This window comes from Thermus altitudinis (assembly GCF_022760835.1).
GTDB lineage: Bacteria > Deinococcota > Deinococci > Deinococcales > Thermaceae > Thermus > Thermus altitudinis.
The window spans coordinates 25,648-39,783 of record NZ_JAKTNQ010000008.1; the positions used below are offsets into that span (position 1 = coordinate 25,648).

Annotated in this window: 16 protein-coding genes; 7 read left to right on the forward strand and 9 right to left on the reverse strand. The window is 64.3% G+C overall.

Features of this window, described 5'->3' with window-relative positions; translation table 11 throughout:
* Window positions 1-26: 26 nt before the first annotated feature.
* Window positions 27-2,939, reverse strand: a complete 2,913-nt coding sequence (locus L0D16_RS04365; protein WP_243030224.1) for an adenosylcobalamin-dependent ribonucleoside-diphosphate reductase — start codon at window positions 2,937-2,939, stop codon at window positions 27-29.
* 175 nt (window positions 2,940-3,114) lie between these two features.
* Between L0D16_RS04365 and L0D16_RS04370 the strand changes: the two genes are divergently transcribed.
* A complete protein-coding gene (locus L0D16_RS04370; protein ID WP_243030283.1) occupies window positions 3,115-4,422 on the forward strand; it encodes a MiaB/RimO family radical SAM methylthiotransferase in 1,308 nt (435 codons plus the stop codon).
* Window positions 4,423-4,431: 9 nt separating this feature from the next.
* Window positions 4,432-4,755, forward strand: a complete 324-nt coding sequence (locus tag L0D16_RS04375) for a histidine triad nucleotide-binding protein (protein ID WP_243030225.1) — start codon at window positions 4,432-4,434, stop codon at window positions 4,753-4,755.
* Here L0D16_RS04375 and L0D16_RS04380 read toward each other — a convergent pair.
* Window positions 4,736-5,503: a metallophosphoesterase family protein gene (locus L0D16_RS04380; RefSeq protein ID WP_243030226.1), complete on the reverse strand. Its 768-nt coding sequence runs from the start codon at window positions 5,501-5,503 to the stop codon at window positions 4,736-4,738. The genes L0D16_RS04375 and L0D16_RS04380 overlap by 20 nt on opposite strands.
* Window positions 5,503-5,931, reverse strand: coding sequence for a bifunctional nuclease family protein (locus L0D16_RS04385; RefSeq protein WP_038058217.1), 429 nt, complete (start codon window positions 5,929-5,931; stop codon window positions 5,503-5,505). Before L0D16_RS04385 ends, L0D16_RS04380 begins: the two co-directional genes overlap by 1 nt.
* A gap of 22 nt (window positions 5,932-5,953) precedes the next feature.
* Here L0D16_RS04385 and L0D16_RS04390 point away from each other — a divergent pair, with 22 nt between their 5' ends.
* The 3 genes from L0D16_RS04390 to L0D16_RS04400 all read left to right on the forward strand — a co-directional run bounded on the left by L0D16_RS04390 (window position 5,954) and on the right by L0D16_RS04400 (window position 8,459).
* Window positions 5,954-6,490: a phosphoribosyltransferase family protein gene (locus L0D16_RS04390; RefSeq protein WP_243030227.1), complete on the forward strand. Its 537-nt coding sequence runs from the start codon at window positions 5,954-5,956 to the stop codon at window positions 6,488-6,490.
* An 8-nt stretch (window positions 6,491-6,498) separates the two neighbouring features.
* Window positions 6,499-7,026: a type I phosphoribosyltransferase gene (locus L0D16_RS04395; protein ID WP_243030228.1), complete on the forward strand. Its 528-nt coding sequence runs from the start codon at window positions 6,499-6,501 to the stop codon at window positions 7,024-7,026.
* A 146-nt stretch (window positions 7,027-7,172) separates the two neighbouring features.
* The gene (locus L0D16_RS04400; RefSeq protein ID WP_243030229.1) at window positions 7,173-8,459 is read left to right on the forward strand and encodes an S-layer homology domain-containing protein; all 1,287 of its coding nucleotides are present in this window, start codon (window positions 7,173-7,175) and stop codon (window positions 8,457-8,459) included.
* Here the strand turns inward: L0D16_RS04400 and L0D16_RS04405 are convergent.
* The gene (locus L0D16_RS04405) at window positions 8,435-9,064 is read right to left on the reverse strand and encodes an HAD family hydrolase (protein WP_243030230.1); all 630 of its coding nucleotides are present in this window, start codon (window positions 9,062-9,064) and stop codon (window positions 8,435-8,437) included. The genes L0D16_RS04400 and L0D16_RS04405 overlap by 25 nt on opposite strands.
* Window positions 9,065-9,101: 37 nt before the next feature.
* Window positions 9,102-9,623: a 5-formyltetrahydrofolate cyclo-ligase gene (locus L0D16_RS04410; protein ID WP_243030231.1), complete on the reverse strand. Its 522-nt coding sequence runs from the start codon at window positions 9,621-9,623 to the stop codon at window positions 9,102-9,104.
* Between the two features lie 75 nt (window positions 9,624-9,698).
* Here L0D16_RS04410 and L0D16_RS04415 point away from each other — a divergent pair, with 75 nt between their 5' ends.
* Window positions 9,699-9,938: an FmdB family zinc ribbon protein gene (locus L0D16_RS04415; protein WP_243030232.1), complete on the forward strand. Its 240-nt coding sequence runs from the start codon at window positions 9,699-9,701 to the stop codon at window positions 9,936-9,938.
* Window positions 9,939-9,969: 31 nt separating this feature from the next.
* On the opposite strand, the gene L0D16_RS04420 is transcribed toward L0D16_RS04415, so the two are convergent.
* The 4 genes from L0D16_RS04420 to L0D16_RS04435 are packed head-to-tail and all read right to left on the reverse strand — an operon-like array spanning window position 9,970 to window position 12,244.
* Complete coding sequence (locus tag L0D16_RS04420; RefSeq protein ID WP_243030233.1) at window positions 9,970-10,419, reverse strand: DUF192 domain-containing protein; 450 nt, start codon at window positions 10,417-10,419, stop codon at window positions 9,970-9,972.
* Window positions 10,419-10,886, reverse strand: a complete 468-nt coding sequence (locus L0D16_RS04425) for a DUF192 domain-containing protein (RefSeq protein ID WP_243030234.1) — start codon at window positions 10,884-10,886, stop codon at window positions 10,419-10,421. The genes L0D16_RS04420 and L0D16_RS04425 overlap by 1 nt, the downstream gene beginning before the upstream one ends.
* Before the next feature lie 33 nt (window positions 10,887-10,919).
* Window positions 10,920-11,519, reverse strand: a complete 600-nt coding sequence (tmk, locus tag L0D16_RS04430; protein WP_243030235.1) for a dTMP kinase — start codon at window positions 11,517-11,519, stop codon at window positions 10,920-10,922.
* Window positions 11,516-12,244, reverse strand: a complete 729-nt coding sequence (locus L0D16_RS04435) for a Nif3-like dinuclear metal center hexameric protein (protein WP_243030236.1) — start codon at window positions 12,242-12,244, stop codon at window positions 11,516-11,518. Before L0D16_RS04435 ends, tmk begins: the two co-directional genes overlap by 4 nt.
* Window positions 12,245-12,309: 65 nt before the next feature.
* Here L0D16_RS04435 and L0D16_RS04440 point away from each other — a divergent pair, with 65 nt between their 5' ends.
* Window positions 12,310-14,121 (forward strand): S9 family peptidase, encoded by a 1,812-nt coding sequence (locus L0D16_RS04440; RefSeq protein ID WP_243030237.1) that lies wholly within the window; start codon window positions 12,310-12,312, stop codon window positions 14,119-14,121.
* The last annotated feature ends 15 nt before the right edge of the window (window positions 14,122-14,136 follow it).

The following is a 14,136-nucleotide window of genomic DNA, read 5'->3' on the forward strand; positions in this document are numbered from 1 at the left end:
CCGGTGAGGCCAGGTATCCTAGGCCCCTAACCGCACTTGGAGTAGCCGCAGACTTGGCACTTGAAGCACCCTTCCTCCCGTACCAAGGCCTTTTCCCCGCAAGAAGGGCAGGTGATGGCCCCCGCCAGGGCCAAGCCCCCTCCCGAAAGGGAGGGAACGGGCTCGAGGGAAGCCCCTTTGGAGTAGGCCTCCCCCTTTAGGACCTCGGGGACCGTTTCCAGGGCCACGGCGATCAGGTCCGCCTTGCTGGAGACCAGCCTCCCCTGGTAGGTGCCATAGAGCCCGCCGTTGATGCCCCTCAGGGTGCGCACGATGGCCTCCGGGGGTACCCCGTACTGGAGGGCGATGGAGACCACCCGGCCCAGGGCCTCGGAATCGGCGTTGGCCTCGTCCCCCGCCTTGCCCGAGGTGAGGATGACCTCAATGGGCCGGCCTTCCCACATGTTCACCGTGACCAAAAAGCTCCGCTTGCCCCCATCGGGGGAGAGGAGCTTGACCATATCGGTGAAGCCCATGAGCCTCCCCGGGCGCTCGTAGACGGGTGTACCCATTTGCGATGCCGGTAGAGGAGCCTGGAGCGCTGCTGGCGGGGGAGTCTCGGAATCCCGGACCTCTTCCTTCTTATGGTTGGGGTTCACCTTCTCCTCCTTCTTTTCCTCCTTCTTCACCGTCAGCACCTGGAACTCCCTAGACCCGTCCCGGTAGACGGTGATGCCCTTGCACCCCGTGCGGTAGGCCTCCAGGTAGGCTTCCTCCACCTCTTCCACGGTGGCGTGGTTGGGCAGGTTGATCGTCTTGGAGAGGGAGTTGCCCGCATACCCTTCGGCGTCAAAGGCCCTTTGGATGGCCCCCTGCATGCGCACGTGGTCCAGGGGCGGGATGTCGTGGGCGCACTGGAAGACCTGGCGGATGGGCTCGGGGACGAAGTGAAGCCCTTGCACCGAGCCGTGGCCGTCCTCCTGGATGGCGGCGATGATCCTCTCCCAGTCCCACTTCCCCTCCTTCTCGTACTCGGGATGAGGCGGGTAGGCCTCCATGAGCTCCACGAAGAGGGGGTGGAGGAGGGGCTTGTATTCTCCGCCGATCCTGCGCCACACGAAGGGGCTGAAGACGGGCTCAATGCCGCTAGAAACTCCCATGAGCATGCTGGTGGTGCCCGTGGGGGCCACGGTGAGGAGGGCCACGTTGCGCCTGGGCCTAACCCCTAAGGCCTGGAAGTATTCCCGGTGCTCCTCGTAAAGGGGGAAGGGGCCCCTCTCCTGGGCCAGGGCCTCCGAGGCCTTGATGGCCTCCTCCCGCATGGCCGAGGCGATGGCGTAGGCCTTTTCCCTGGCGGCTTCCGAAGCGTAAGGGAGGCCCATCTTGATGAGGGCATCCGCCAGGCCCATAAGCCCCAGGCCTAGCCGGCGGAGCTTCCTCGCCGCCTCTTCGTTGTCGGGGAGGGCGTACTGGTTCACGTCCAGGACGTTGTCCAGGAAGCGGATGGCGGTGTGCACGTCATGGCGGAACTCCTCCATCTGGAACTCCCCGCCCTTCACGTAAGCGGCCAGGTTCAGGGCTCCCAGGTTGCAGGATTCGCCCACCGTGAGGGGGATTTCCCCGCAGGGGTTAGTGGAACGGATCTGGTACTTGGGCCCAAGCCCTTTTAGGGCCGAGAGCTCGTTGATGCGGTCAATGAAGATAAGCCCCGGCTCCCCCGTGGCCCAGGCGTGCCAGGCGATCTCGTGCCAAAGCCAACGGGCCGGGACCTTGCCCCCGAAGAGGGGGATGGGCTTGGCCCCATCCTCCCGTTCCGGCAGGCTGGGGATATGGCCCGTGTAGCCCCCCTCCACGGGGTAGGGGTAGTACTTGCCCGGCACCTCAATGGGGGTTACGGGCCAGAGGGTATCCCCCTCTACTGCCCGGATGAAGGCCTCCGTGGCCAGGATGGAGATGTTGAAGGTGGAGATGTCCCCTTCTGCCTTCTCCCGGTCCAGGTCTTTGGCGGTGAGGAAGTCCAGGAGGTCAGGGTGCTCAATGGAGAGGGTGGCCATGCCCGCGCCGCGGCGGGTGCCGCCCTGCCTCACCACCCGCAGCACTGGGGCGTATACATACCTCAAGGTGGCCACGGGGCCCGCATTCTCCCCACCCAAGGCGGCCCACTCCAGGAAGTTATCAAAGATCTCCACCAGGAAGCTGACGGGGCCGGAGCTGGTTCCTCCCGAACCACGGATGGGGGCTCCCTCGGGCCGCAAGGAGGAGAAGTCCACATGGGGCGTCAGGCCTTTGAGGGCCAAGGCGGTGGCCTCCTTGGCTGCCTCTACAATCCCCCCCATGTCGTCGGGCACCCGGATGGCCTCCGGAGGGGGTGCCTTGAGGATGCCCACCCCGTAGCGCTCCGCCAGGGACCTAAGCTCGGGGGAAACCTCCCCGTAAACGGCCCTTTTGAAGTTCTTTAGGGCGATCTCCTCCTTTTCCCCTTCTGGGTTGGTGGGGGGGCGCATGAGGCCCCGGATGAAGTCGGCCACATCGGGATGACTAGCGGAGAGGTAGGCCATCCCTCGCACTGTCCGGCGCTTGCGGTTCCCCTTGGAGCGGTAAGGATCCAGGTTGACCCCATTCCCCCCGCCCACCTTGGTGACCAGGGCCAGTTTCTTGGCCACCTCCATGATGCCTTCAAAGCTTTCCGGCGGGTTATCCGTGGCCCCTTGCACAAAGCAGTTCAGCAGGTTGCCGTGGGCGGTGCCGGCCCCCGCCAGGATCCGCCCCCCGGGGGAGAAGCGCTTGGAGGCCATGAGATGGTAAAACTTTTCCTCCCAGAAGGCGCGCTCCTCCGGCTTCTCGGGCTTGGCGATCTCCTGGGCCACCCGGCGGAACATACCCAGGATGTCCCCATCCCCTTCTTGCAGATACTGGCGTTTGGCGATGGCCTGTGCGTGCTCATCAAACAAGTGCTCCATAAATCCTCCCTGAGTACTTGAGTGGACAAGACCGCTGGCCCCAAGGGCTTTCCCCTATATCTTGGGGCAGGCGGAGGTGATGCTACAACCCCTGGGGTTTTCACCGCAAGTGGGGGGGATCACACTCTGCCCCCGCTTGTTGACTTGGTCCCCTTAGCCTACCAGAATGGAAAGGATGCGCGCGGCCTTCCGCACCCTGGGGTGCAAGGTGAACCAGGTGGAGACCGAGGCCCTTTTGGGTTTCCTTAAGGCCTTGGAGCCGGAGGTGGTTCCCCTCGAGGCGGGGGCCGACCTGGTGGTCATCAACACCTGCGCCGTGACCACCACCGCCGAGGCCGACGCCCGTAAGGAGATCCGCCGGGCCAGGAGGGCTAATCCCAAGGCCTTCATCGTGGTCACGGGATGCTATGCCGAGCTGGCTCCTGAGGAGGTGCGGGAACTGGGTGCCGACGCCGTGGTGCCCAACACCCGCAAGGCGGAGCTTCCCAAGGTGATCCTGGAGCACTTTGGCCTCCCCGCGGACCCCATCACCACCCCCCCCAACGAGTTCTGGGGGGCGGGGGAAAGGGGGCTTTTGAATAGTCGGGTGCGGGCCTTTTTGAAGGTGCAGGATGGCTGCCAGGTGGGCTGCGCCTACTGCATCATCCCCCGCCTCCGGGGCAAGGAGCGGCACCGGGATTACCGGGAGGCCCTAGGGGAGGCGGAGGTGCTTCTCCGCATGGGCATCAAGGAAATCGTGCTCACGGGGGTGCGGCTGGGAAGCTACCGGGGCCATCCCAAGGGCCTTGCGGGGTTGGTGGAGGACCTCCACCACCTGGGGGCAAGGGTGCGGCTTTCCTCCATTGAGCCCGAGGACGTGGGGGAGGATCTCCTTGGGGTCATGGCCCGCTATGCCCCCAAGGTGCGGCCCCACTTGCACCTTTCCCTGCAGACGGGTTCGGACCGCCTCCTAAGGCTTATGGGCCGCCGCTACGACAAGGCCTACTACCGCCACCTGGTGGAAAGGGCCTATGAGCTCATCCCCGGCTTTGCCCTCACCACGGATGTCATCGCTGGGTTGCCCACGGAGACCGAGGAGGAGCACCAAGAAACCCTGGCCTTTTTAGAGGAGCTTAGGCCCACCCGGGTCCACGCCTTCACCTACACCCCCAGGCCCAAGACCCGGGCGGCCTCCATGCCCCAGGTGCCCCCAGAGGTGCGCAAGCGGCGCACCAAGGAGATCATCGCCTTGGCCCAGCGCCTGGCGGAGGAGCGCATAAGGCCCAAGCTGGGAAGCCAGGTGGAGGTTTTGGTGGAGAGGATCCAGGGCGGTTTGGCCCTGGGCCACACCCCGGACTATTACGAGGCCCGGCTTTCCGGGCCTGCCCGGCCCGGGGACACGGTTTTGGCCCGGGTGGAGGGGGCGGAGGGGTACACCCTTTTGGGCCGGGTGGAGGCGGTAGTGGAAGGCCACCCGCTTCCTGTGGAGCTTCCCTTAAGGTAGACTTTCCCCATGGAGTGCGTGTTCTGCCGCATCATCGCCGGAGAGCTTCCTTCCCGGAAGGTCTACGAGGATGCGGGCTTTGTGGCCTTCCACGACATAAGGCCTAAGGCCCCGGTGCATGTTTTGGTGGTGCCCAAGGAGCACATCGCGAAGCTTTCCGACTACCCCGACACGGAGGAGGGGGAGAGGAAGCTCGGGGCCCTTTTCCGCACCGCCAACCGGGTGGCGCGGTCCTTGGGGCTAGAGGGCTACAAGGTCCAGGTGCACGTGGGGGAGAAGGGGGGGCAGGAGGTCTTTCACGTGCACGTCCACGTCATGGGGAGCCCTTCCTAAGGACAAAGCGATCCAGCACCCGGCCGCTGGGGTCCAAGGCCAAGCCCACCAGGGTTTTCCCTTCCGCCTCCAGGAAGAGGGCATGGTGGGCTACCGCCAGGGCCTGGGTGTAGGGGGAAGGGGGTTTGGTGGGGTAAAGGCTGGCTCCCCCTCCTCCCACCACCAGGTGGGTGGTGGGGCCCACCTGGAGGCGTTCATAGTGGTGGTCGTGGCCCGCCAGGACCAGGGGTATACGGTGCTGGCGTAAGAGAGGCTCGAGAAGGCTTCGTAGGCTCGGGCTCCCCCCGTGTAGCCCCGAGGAGTACAGGGGACGGTGGAGGATCAGCGCCGTCCAAGCAGCTTGGCTGTGGCTAAGGGCCTGGGCTAGCCAGGCCCGCTGGGCCCTGAGGTTTCCTTCCGTGTAGAGGACCAGGAACTCTATTGCTCCCAGGCGCACCTGGTAGTAGGGCCGTTCCAGGTGGAAGCGCCGGAGTTGCTCCTCCAGGTGGGGAGTGTCATGGTTGCCAAAGGCGGGGTAGAGGGGCACGGGGGGAAGCTCCCGGAGAAAGCCCTCCACCACCTGCCCCCGGGGGTAGAAATTGTCCCCCGCGGTAAGAAGGGCAGCGAGGGGCTTGCGGGCATGCTCCGCCCGAAAGAGCCGGGCCACCTGCAGGCGGCCGGGGGTGTCCTGGCCCCAATCCCCTATGACCGCCAGGCGCTGGCCCAAGGCCAGCCCCAGGAAAAGCAGGAGGAGAAGGGCCCTTTGCACTAGGCTTCCGCTGCTCCGTGGGGCTTTAGGCTAGCCTCCTCCACCCCGGCTTTTTCCACCACCTCCTCCGCCACCAGGATGGGGGCCCCGGCCCTTAGGGCCAGGGCCATGGCGTCGGAGGGCCTGGCGTCCACCTCCAGCTCAATGCCCCGGTGCTCCAGGATGAGGCGAGCGTAGAAGGTTCCGTCTCGCAGGTCAATGATTTCCACGCGAAGAAGTTTTCCCTGGAGCATTTCCATCACGGACAGCAGAAGGTCTGGGGTTAAGGGGCGGGGGGGCTTTTCCCCTTGCAGGGCCACCACGATGTGGTGGGCCTCGAGGGGACCGATGACGATGGGAAGGAGTTTGTCGTTCTCCGTCCTGAGCAGAACCACCACGCTCCCGTTCTGGGGGTCCACGCCCAGGGTTTCAATCTTGGCGCTTAGCATACCTAGAGTATAGACTAGCGGCGTGAGGACCTACCCTGTGGAGATCGCTGGGGTTCGGCGCGAGCTTCCCATCGTCCAGGTGGGCCCGGATGTGGCGGTGGCCCTTTTGAACCTTCTGGGGGACACCGAGCTCACCGAGGCCGCCGCCGAGGAGCTGGCCAAGCACCTTCCCCCCGAGGCGGAAACCCTGGTTACCCCGGAGGTCAAGGCGGTGCCCTTGGCCCACGCCCTTTCCCGGATTACCAAGAGGCCCTACGTGGTAGCCCGGAAGACGGAAAAGCCCTACATGATCAACCCCGTGAGCCGTCAGGTGCTTTCCATCACCACGGGCAAGCCGCAGCTTTTGGTGCTGGATGGGGCGGACATCCCCCTCATCCGGGGGCGGAAGGTGGCCATTGTGGACGACGTGGTGTCCACAGGGTCCACCCTTTCCGGTCTTAGGGAACTCATTGAGAGCGTGGGGGGCCAGGTGGTGGCGGTTCTGGCGGTCTTCACTGAGGGTACGCCCCGCCAGGATGTCATCGCCTTGGGTCATCTGCCTCTCTTTCGGCCGGAATAGGAGGTTCTATGGAAACTTATCCCATTGCCATCGGTGGTGTTACCCGGCATGTGCCCCTCATCGAGCCCTTACCAGGACGGCGCATCCCCCTGGTGGAGTTTTTGGGGGACCCTGAGTTGGTGCGGGCGGCGGCCCAGGCCTTAAAGCCTTTGGTGCCTGCGGGCACGGAGGTGCTTTTTACCACGGAAACCAGCCCCATTCCCCTCACCCATGTGCTGGCGGAGGAGATGGGCCTGCCCTATGTGGTGGCCAGAAGGCGCCGCCGCCCCTATATGGAGGATCCCATCATCCAGGAGGTACAGACCCTCACCCTAGGGGTGGGGGAGGTGCTCTGGCTGGACCGGCGTTTTGCTGAAAAGCTTCTCAACCAGAAGGTGACCCTGGTCTCCGATGTGGTGTCAAGCGGCGAAACCATGAAGGCCATGGAGCGGATGGTGCTCCGGGCGGGAGGGCATGTGGTGGGGCGGCTTGCCGTCTTCCGCCAAGGGGTTTCAGCGGTAGATGTGGTCACCGTGGCCGAGCTTCCCGTGCTTTAGACTTTGGAATCCGAGAGGGGTCTGGACAGGATCCGGACCCCTCGGTTATTCTTTGCCAAGGGGTCTTTATGAAGTGGACTGGAGTTGGGTTGCTTTTTTTGGCAGGCTTGTCTTTGGCGGCTTTCTCTGATATCCCCTCAGGTCCCTTGGCCGAACAGGTGGAGCGGGTGGTGGGGGCTGGTTGGATGCAGGGCTATCCTGATGGTACTTTCCGTGGTCAGGAGCCTTTAAATCGCTACCAGCTGGCTACGGCCTTGGGGCGGGTGCTTAAGGACATGGGGGCAGAAGCCCGAGAGGTGAGGTTTCGGGATGTGCCTCAGGGGCACTGGGCATTAGAGTCCTTGGCTTTGGTGGTTTCCTGGGGGCTGGTCACGGGATATCCCGATGGCACCTTTCGCGGCACTGAGCCCTTGACCCGGGGAGCGCTAGCGGTGGTGTTGGCCAAGCTTTTGGACAAACTTTCCTTGGCTAAGGAGGCACCCCTTCCTTGGGATGTGCCGGCCTCCCACTGGGCGGCGAAAGCGGTGCAAAAGGTGTTGGGTACAGGCTTGATGGATCCCAATCCCGACGGCTCGTTTGGCTTTGAGGCGCAGGTTAACCGATACCAGTTGGCCCGGGCTTTGGCTGCTTTGCACTCCCTGGTGGGTTCCCAGCTGTCCAAGGTTCCTGGGCCTCCTTCCCAACCCGGGGTTCCGGCTTCTTCCAGGGAGGAGGCTAAGGTGGAGAACCTGGAAGTAGCTGGCCGGTGGTTGGGTACCCGTTTGGGGCATACCGTGGTGCTCACAGAGGAGAAGGTTTACCAGTTAACCCCTACGGGGCTCCAGGAAATCGGGAGTGCCTCGGGTGCTTTGGCGGCGGTTCCCCCTTGGGTTTTGAAGGTGGGCGCCCTAGAAGATGGGGGGCAACGTTATGTGCCTGTGGGTGCCCCTGGGGGCAAGGGGGTTTTGCCGCCGGTATTTAAGAGCTTGCGGGAGGGCCACCTGGCCCTGGATCCTTCTGGGAACTACTTGCTCCTGGTCAATGCTGAACCCCTTTGCAACTGCCCAAGCCGGGTTGTGCGTCTGGTCCTCCTCTTAACCAACCCTGTAGGTCTTTATGCGGAATATGTGTACCTGCTGGATGAAGTGGGGGCTCGGGTGGCTGGAGTAGCCTGGGCGGACCCCAAAAGCCTCCTGGTCTTGGAAACGGTTGGCCAAAAGGGCCGCCTCTATCGGATTAATCTTAATGCTGGCGAGGACATAGCCTTTAGCGCCTGGGATGAAGGGGGACTGGAGGAGAGAAGCCCCGTACCTGTGCGTCCCGTGGCCAAGGTTTTGCTGCTGGAGGTACCCGTTGCCGAAGCCTGGGGACTGGGTGTGGAAGCCTCGGACCGCCTGCTTACCGGGGTGGGGGGGAAGATCCTCCGGATTCAGTTGCCCAGCGCCCTTTGGTAGACGTTGTATACCTCAGCCCGCAGGCCTAGCCTGCGGGCCGCTTCCACGTTTTCCGGATCGTCGTCCAGATAAAGGGTCTCCTCGGGGGCTAGGCCCAGGCCCTTTAGGGCCATCTGAAACGCCTTAGGGTCAGGCTTGGCTACCCCCAGGGAGCAGGAGGCGAAGAAGCCATCCACGTACCGGTCTAGGCCATGGTAGGCCAGGCTCTCCCAAAGGCTTGGCAGGGTGTTGGAGAGGACGCCCACCTTGAGCCCTCGTTCTTTCAGACTCCGGAGCAGGGCTTCCGCCCCCGGGGCTTTGCGCATGAAGTGGTAATAGCGCCAGGAGAGGAGCTCTGCGGATAAGGGGGTTTTAGCGGAACCGGAAAGCCCAAGCCCCTCGGCCACCTTCTGGGCCAGGACGTTCCAGAAAGCGGCTTCCTCCTCGAGGGTCCGCACCCTTAGGGTACGGACCGCTTCGTTGACCTCCCGCACCGCCCAGGCCAGGACGGCCAAGGTTTTGTCAAGCCCGGCTCCATGGAGGGAAAGCTCCAGGGCTCTCTTGTAAAGGGCTTCCTCGTCCATCAGGAGCAGAACCCCGTCCCGGTCCAGAAGGGCTCCTTGCATGGGCCTAAGTGTAGCATCCCCAGGCTTGACCCATGGGTCATCCCACCGGATGTACCCCCTCCTCCGTGGCCAAGGAGCCTACCGGCACATCCCAAGGGTCCCGGGGGAGGCGAGGAAACAGAAGGGCCTTGGGGATCACTCCCAGCTTCTCGGCCCGGATCGTGGCCAGGAAGCGGTCATAGTACCCCTTGCCGTGCCCCAGGCGGTAGCCTTCCTGGTCAAAGGCTAACCCAGGAACCACCACCAGCTCCAGGACCTCAGGGTCCACCGGTTGGGTGGTGGGTTCCAAAAGGCCGAAGGGCCCGGGGGCCAAGGGGCCCAGGGGGTGTACCGTGAGCCCCAGGCCAGCCACCTTGGGCAGGTAGTAGCGGGCGGGGTAAAGCTGGGTGAGGGAAAGGAGGTTGAGCTCGTGGGGCAGGGGATGGTAAAGGAGGATCTCCTGGAAGCCCCGCCCCTTCAGCCAAGGCACCAGGGTCTCCGCCACCTGCCGGGAAAGGCTCTCTCGGTCCAGGGTCCGCCAAAGGCGAAGGCAGTGGCGGCGCAGGCTGGGCTTGTCCACGGGGGAAGGGTACCATTCCCCCCTCTTGACACTCAAGCTAGTTGAGTGTCAAAATGGGCAAACAGGAGGGTGGGTATGCCGGTTTACGTCTACAAGGGCTTGGAGACGGGTAACTACTACGAGTTTGAACAGGGCTTCCACGATGAGCCTCTTAAGGCGCACCCGGAGACCGGGGAGCCCTTGAAGCGGGTTATCACCCCACCCGCCATCATCTTCAAGGGTTCGGGGTGGCACGTGAAGGATTACGCCAAGAAGGATTCCTCTTCCAAAGCGGAAGGTGGGGAGTCCACGAGCGGCGGCAAGGATAGCGACTAAGGGCCTTGGGAAGGGTTCGGGATAAGGCGGTTTAGGGAAGCACCCGATCCCCTGGTTCCAGCCTCAACACCCCGCTTCGGACCTCTAAAAGCCCCCGGTAGGCGAGGCCGGGGGCGTAGCTCTTTCCTGGCTCCAGCTGGACCACCTGCAGCACCCGGCCATGGGCATCCAGGAAGGCCAGGAGCACGGGAAAACGGTAGCCTTCGGTGCTAAAAGGGGCGTCGGTGGCCTCGGGAAAAAGGTAGAGGAGGGCCTGCAGGTCCTCGCCCCGCACCCCCAGGCCTCGGCGCCAGGCCTCGGGGGTGCGGGCTAGGCGGGCCTTCAAGGTGTGGGTGCCCCCTTTCGTTTCCACCACGATCCGTTGGGGGGGAGGGGGGGTCTGGAGCCTTCGGGCTGCCAGCATGTACCCCAGGAAGGAGACCACGGAAAGCCCGATGATCAGGATGAAGGCGGCGATGGGAAGAAAGGGATTCCGTTCCACTATCGGGGCCAGAACTTCAGGGCCTCGCCGCCCACCCGGGCCCCGGGGGTGAGGCCCCTTTTGTGGAACCAGCCTTGGTTCACCTCGAGGGCCCCTTGGTAGACCACCCCAGGGTAGTACACGGGGCAGGGATCCTTGGGGCAGGGTTCCATGTCCAGGATGCGCAAGATGACCCCCTGCCGGTCGAAGAAGGCGATGGAAAGGGGAATGAGGGTGTTTTTCATCCAGAAGCCCCCGGCCGTGGGGGTGGGGAAGAGGAAAACCATACCCTCGTCCTCCCCCAGGCCTTTGCGGAACATGAGGCCCTGGGCCTGGCGCTCCGGGGTGTCGGCCACCTCCACCTTGAGGACGTGGCGCCTTCCCCCTTGCTCCACGTAAAGGGTGCTCTTGGGAAAGGATAGGCCCTGGGCCAGGGCCACCAGCCCCAGGACCCAGGGGGCCAGCCACCGGGCGGGAAGGATGCGCATAGGATCATTATGGCAGATGGAGATGCCCTTCCCTCAGGGGAAGAGCTGGGGGATGCTGGACCGGATGGCCGCTTGCACCTCCGCCACCGGCCGGGTGGCGTCCACCACCCGGAAGCGCTCGGGCTCCGCTTCCGCCAGCCTCAGGTAGCCTTCCCTGACCCGCCGGAAGAACTCCAGCCCCGTCCTTTCCAGGCGGTCGGGGGTGGCTACCCGCCCAAGGGCCTCCTCCGGGGGCAGGTCCAGGAGGAAGGTGAGGCGGGGTTTCAGGTCCAAGGTGGCCCGTTTGGCCACCTCTAGAAGCCAAGGGAGGGGAAGGCCATGGCCATAGCCCTGGTAGGCCAGGCTGGAGTCCAGGTAGCGGTCGGATATGACCCAGTAACCCTCTTCCAAGGCGGGAAGGATGACCTTGCGCACGTGTTCCGCCCGGTCGGCGCTGAAGAGGAGGTACTCGGCTTCCGGAGAGAGGGCCTCTCCCTCTAGGAGAAGGTCCCGCACCCCCTTAAGCCCCCCGCCGGGCTCCCGGGTCAGGCGGACCCGGATGCCTTTCTCTTCCAGGAACCGGGCCAGGAGCCGGGCCTGGGTGGTCTTACCCGAGCCGTCCAGGCCCTCGAGGGTGAGGAAAAAGCCCTTCATAGCCCCGTGGGATGGTCCAGGAAAACCCAGGGTAGGCCAAAGCGGGCTTCCAGGTGCTGGGCCAGGGCCTTGACCCCGAAGACCTCGGTGTCGTAGTGGCCGGCGTAGATGACGTTAAGGCCCCGCTCAAAGGTTTCGTGAAAGACGCTGTGCTTGGGTTCCCCGGTGATGAAGAGTTCCGTGTGCACCTGGCCTATCAGGCTGGCCGCCCCGCCGGATACGATGGTTACCGTCTCTACCAGGCCTTTGCCCCCTTGATGGACCAAAGGCTGCATCCCGGTGAGTTGCCCCAGCATGTCCGCCACCTGGGCCAAGGGGGTGGGCAGGGGAAAGCGGCCCTTTACCCCCACGTCAAAGGGTTCCAGCTCCACCAGACCCAGAGCCCGGGCCAGCTGGTGGTTGTTGCCCACCTCGGGGTGAGCGTCTAGGGGAAGGTGGGCGGCGTAGAGGTTGATCCCTCCCTGGAGGAGGAGCTCCAGCCGGCGCTTGTGGTGGCCCACGATGGGGAAGGGTTTTCCCCAGAAAAGGCCGTGGTGGACCAGGAGGAAGTCCACTCCCTCCTCCCTGGCCTTTTGGAAGATGGCCTCGGCGGCGTCCACCGCCGCCCCAACCTTTCGCACCTCCTTCTTCCCCTCCACCTGCAGGCCGTTTAGCGAGGCATCCTGGGGGAAGTCCCCTAGGCGCAGGTACGTGTCCAGGTAGCGCACCAGCTCGTCCCGGTCCATGGCGCCCAGCTTACCGGAAAGGCGGGCCTGGGGACAGGCGAATGACCGGTCAGTATTATGGGGGTATGGGACCGGAAATCCTCCTTAAGCTCCGTTTCCTGTCGGACCTTACCCCTGGCCCTGAGGGCTTTCCCCTTTTCCTCCTTACCGACGTCCAGGAGGGGGACCCTCCCCGCTACCGTTCGCGGCTGGCCCTTTTTGACGGGGCCTTGCGCTTTCTCACCCAGGAGGAGGCCAAAAAGCCCCGCTATGCCCATCCTTACGTCTACTTCCTGCGCAAGGTGGGGGAGGTCCAGGAGCTTTTCCGCCTGGACCTAAGGGGTGGGGAGGCGGAGAGGCTTACGGAAACCCCGGGGGTCTTGGACTACGCCCTGGGTCCTGAAGGGGAGGTGTTTTTCCTGGCTCTGAAGGAGGCTCCCAAGCCGGGAAGCCCCCGCATGTACGAGGGATGGCCCTTCAAGTTTGATGGCCGGGGCCTCCTGCCCGAGGGGAATGTGGCCCTTTATGCCCTCGAGGGGGGTCAGAAGCAGCTTCTATTGGACCGCTTTCCCGCTCCCAAGGAAATGGTGCCCTCCCCCGAGGGACTTTACCTGGTGATGGCCGAGGATGTGCAGGCCCAGGCGGAGTGGCGGGACACCCTATACCGCCTTAGGGATGGGTCGCTGGAGAAGGTTTACGGGGGCTTTGGCCCCATCTTCGCCCTGGAGTGGAGCCCGGAAGGGCTCTTCTTCCTAGGGCACGCCTTTGAGCGGGGTGGGGGTACGGAGGCCCGGCTTTACCACCTACGTGGGGGCCAAGCCCGGGTCCTTCTTGAGGGGAGCCTACACAACTCCCTCAACTCGGATCTCCGCTTTGGCGCCCACCCCCAAGGACCTAAGTGGGGTGGGGACGGGGTTTATGTCGTGCGCACCGAGGAGGGGATGGCCCGGCTTTACCGGGTCGGGCTAGAGGGAAAGGCTGAGGTGGTGGCCGCGGAAGGTAGCGTTCTTTCCTTCGCCATAACCGAGCGGGGCCTCTTTTTCCTTACCGAGGACTTCACCCGTCCGGCCCGCCTCGAGGGGCCCCTGGGCCTCTTTGACCCCAACGAGGGCGTTATCTCCCCTTTGGCCGAGCCCGTGTACACCCAGTGGCCAAGCCCCGAGGGGCACCGGGTTCCGGGCTGGGTGTTGCTTCCGCAAGGGGAGGGCCCCCATCCGCTGATCCTCTACATCCACGGGGGGCCCCACACCGCCTTTGGCCGGGCCCCCATGCTGGAGTTCCAGCTTTTTCGCCAGGCAGGGTATGCCGTGGCTTTTTGTAATCCTCGAGGGTCCACGGGCTACGGCCAGGACTTCGCCCTCCTGGAAGGGATGTGGGGGGAACGGGACGAGCGGGACCTCCTGGGCTTTTTGGATCACGTTCTGACCCATTTTCCCTTGGACCCAGCCCGGGTGGGGGTGGCGGGGGGTAGCTACGGGGGGTATATGGTGAACTGGCTCACCGCCCGCCATCCGGAGCGCTTCCGAGCGGCGGTCACCGACCGCAGCATCTGCAACTGGTTCAGCTTCTTTGGGGCCAGCGACATCGGCCCCCGCTTCACCTTCATGGAACTTTTCGCCAAGCCCTGGGAGAGGCCCGAGGTGCTGTGGGAAAAAAGCCCCCTGCGCCACGTCCACCAGGTGAGGACGCCCACCCTGGTGGTCCACTCCGAGCAGGACCACCGCTGCCCCATAGACCAGGGGGAAACCTGGTACACCGCCCTCCTCCACCTGGGAGTAAAGACCCGGTTCTTCCGCGTGCCCGAGGAGGGGCACGAACTTTCCCGCTCCGGCAGGCCAGACCGCCGCATGGCCCGGCTCGAGGCCTACCTGGACTGGTGGCGGGAAAACCTCCAATAAGGATCCCCACCTGGG

Bases quoted from the DNA above. Each gene is read 5' to 3' on its own strand.
- L0D16_RS04365 (WP_243030224.1), bottom strand. From the start codon at position 2,939: ATGGAGCACTTGTTTGATGAGCACGCACAGGCCATCGCCAAACGCCAG.
- L0D16_RS04405 (WP_243030230.1), bottom strand. From the start codon at position 9,064: ATGCAAGGAGCCCTTCTGGACCGGGACGGGGTTCTGCTCCTGATGGAC.
- L0D16_RS04370 (WP_243030283.1), top strand. From the start codon at position 3,115: ATGCGCGCGGCCTTCCGCACCCTGGGGTGCAAGGTGAACCAGGTGGAG.
- tmk (WP_243030235.1), bottom strand. From the start codon at position 11,519: ATGAAGGGCTTTTTCCTCACCCTCGAGGGCCTGGACGGCTCGGGTAAG.
- L0D16_RS04425 (WP_243030234.1), bottom strand. From the start codon at position 10,886: ATGCGCATCCTTCCCGCCCGGTGGCTGGCCCCCTGGGTCCTGGGGCTG.
- L0D16_RS04440 (WP_243030237.1), top strand. From the start codon at position 12,310: ATGGGACCGGAAATCCTCCTTAAGCTCCGTTTCCTGTCGGACCTTACC.
- L0D16_RS04435 (WP_243030236.1), bottom strand. From the start codon at position 12,244: ATGGACCGGGACGAGCTGGTGCGCTACCTGGACACGTACCTGCGCCTA.
- L0D16_RS04415 (WP_243030232.1), top strand. From the start codon at position 9,699: ATGCCGGTTTACGTCTACAAGGGCTTGGAGACGGGTAACTACTACGAG.
- L0D16_RS04375 (WP_243030225.1), top strand. From the start codon at position 4,432: ATGGAGTGCGTGTTCTGCCGCATCATCGCCGGAGAGCTTCCTTCCCGG.
- L0D16_RS04385 (WP_038058217.1), bottom strand. From the start codon at position 5,931: ATGCTAAGCGCCAAGATTGAAACCCTGGGCGTGGACCCCCAGAACGGG.
- L0D16_RS04395 (WP_243030228.1), top strand. From the start codon at position 6,499: ATGGAAACTTATCCCATTGCCATCGGTGGTGTTACCCGGCATGTGCCC.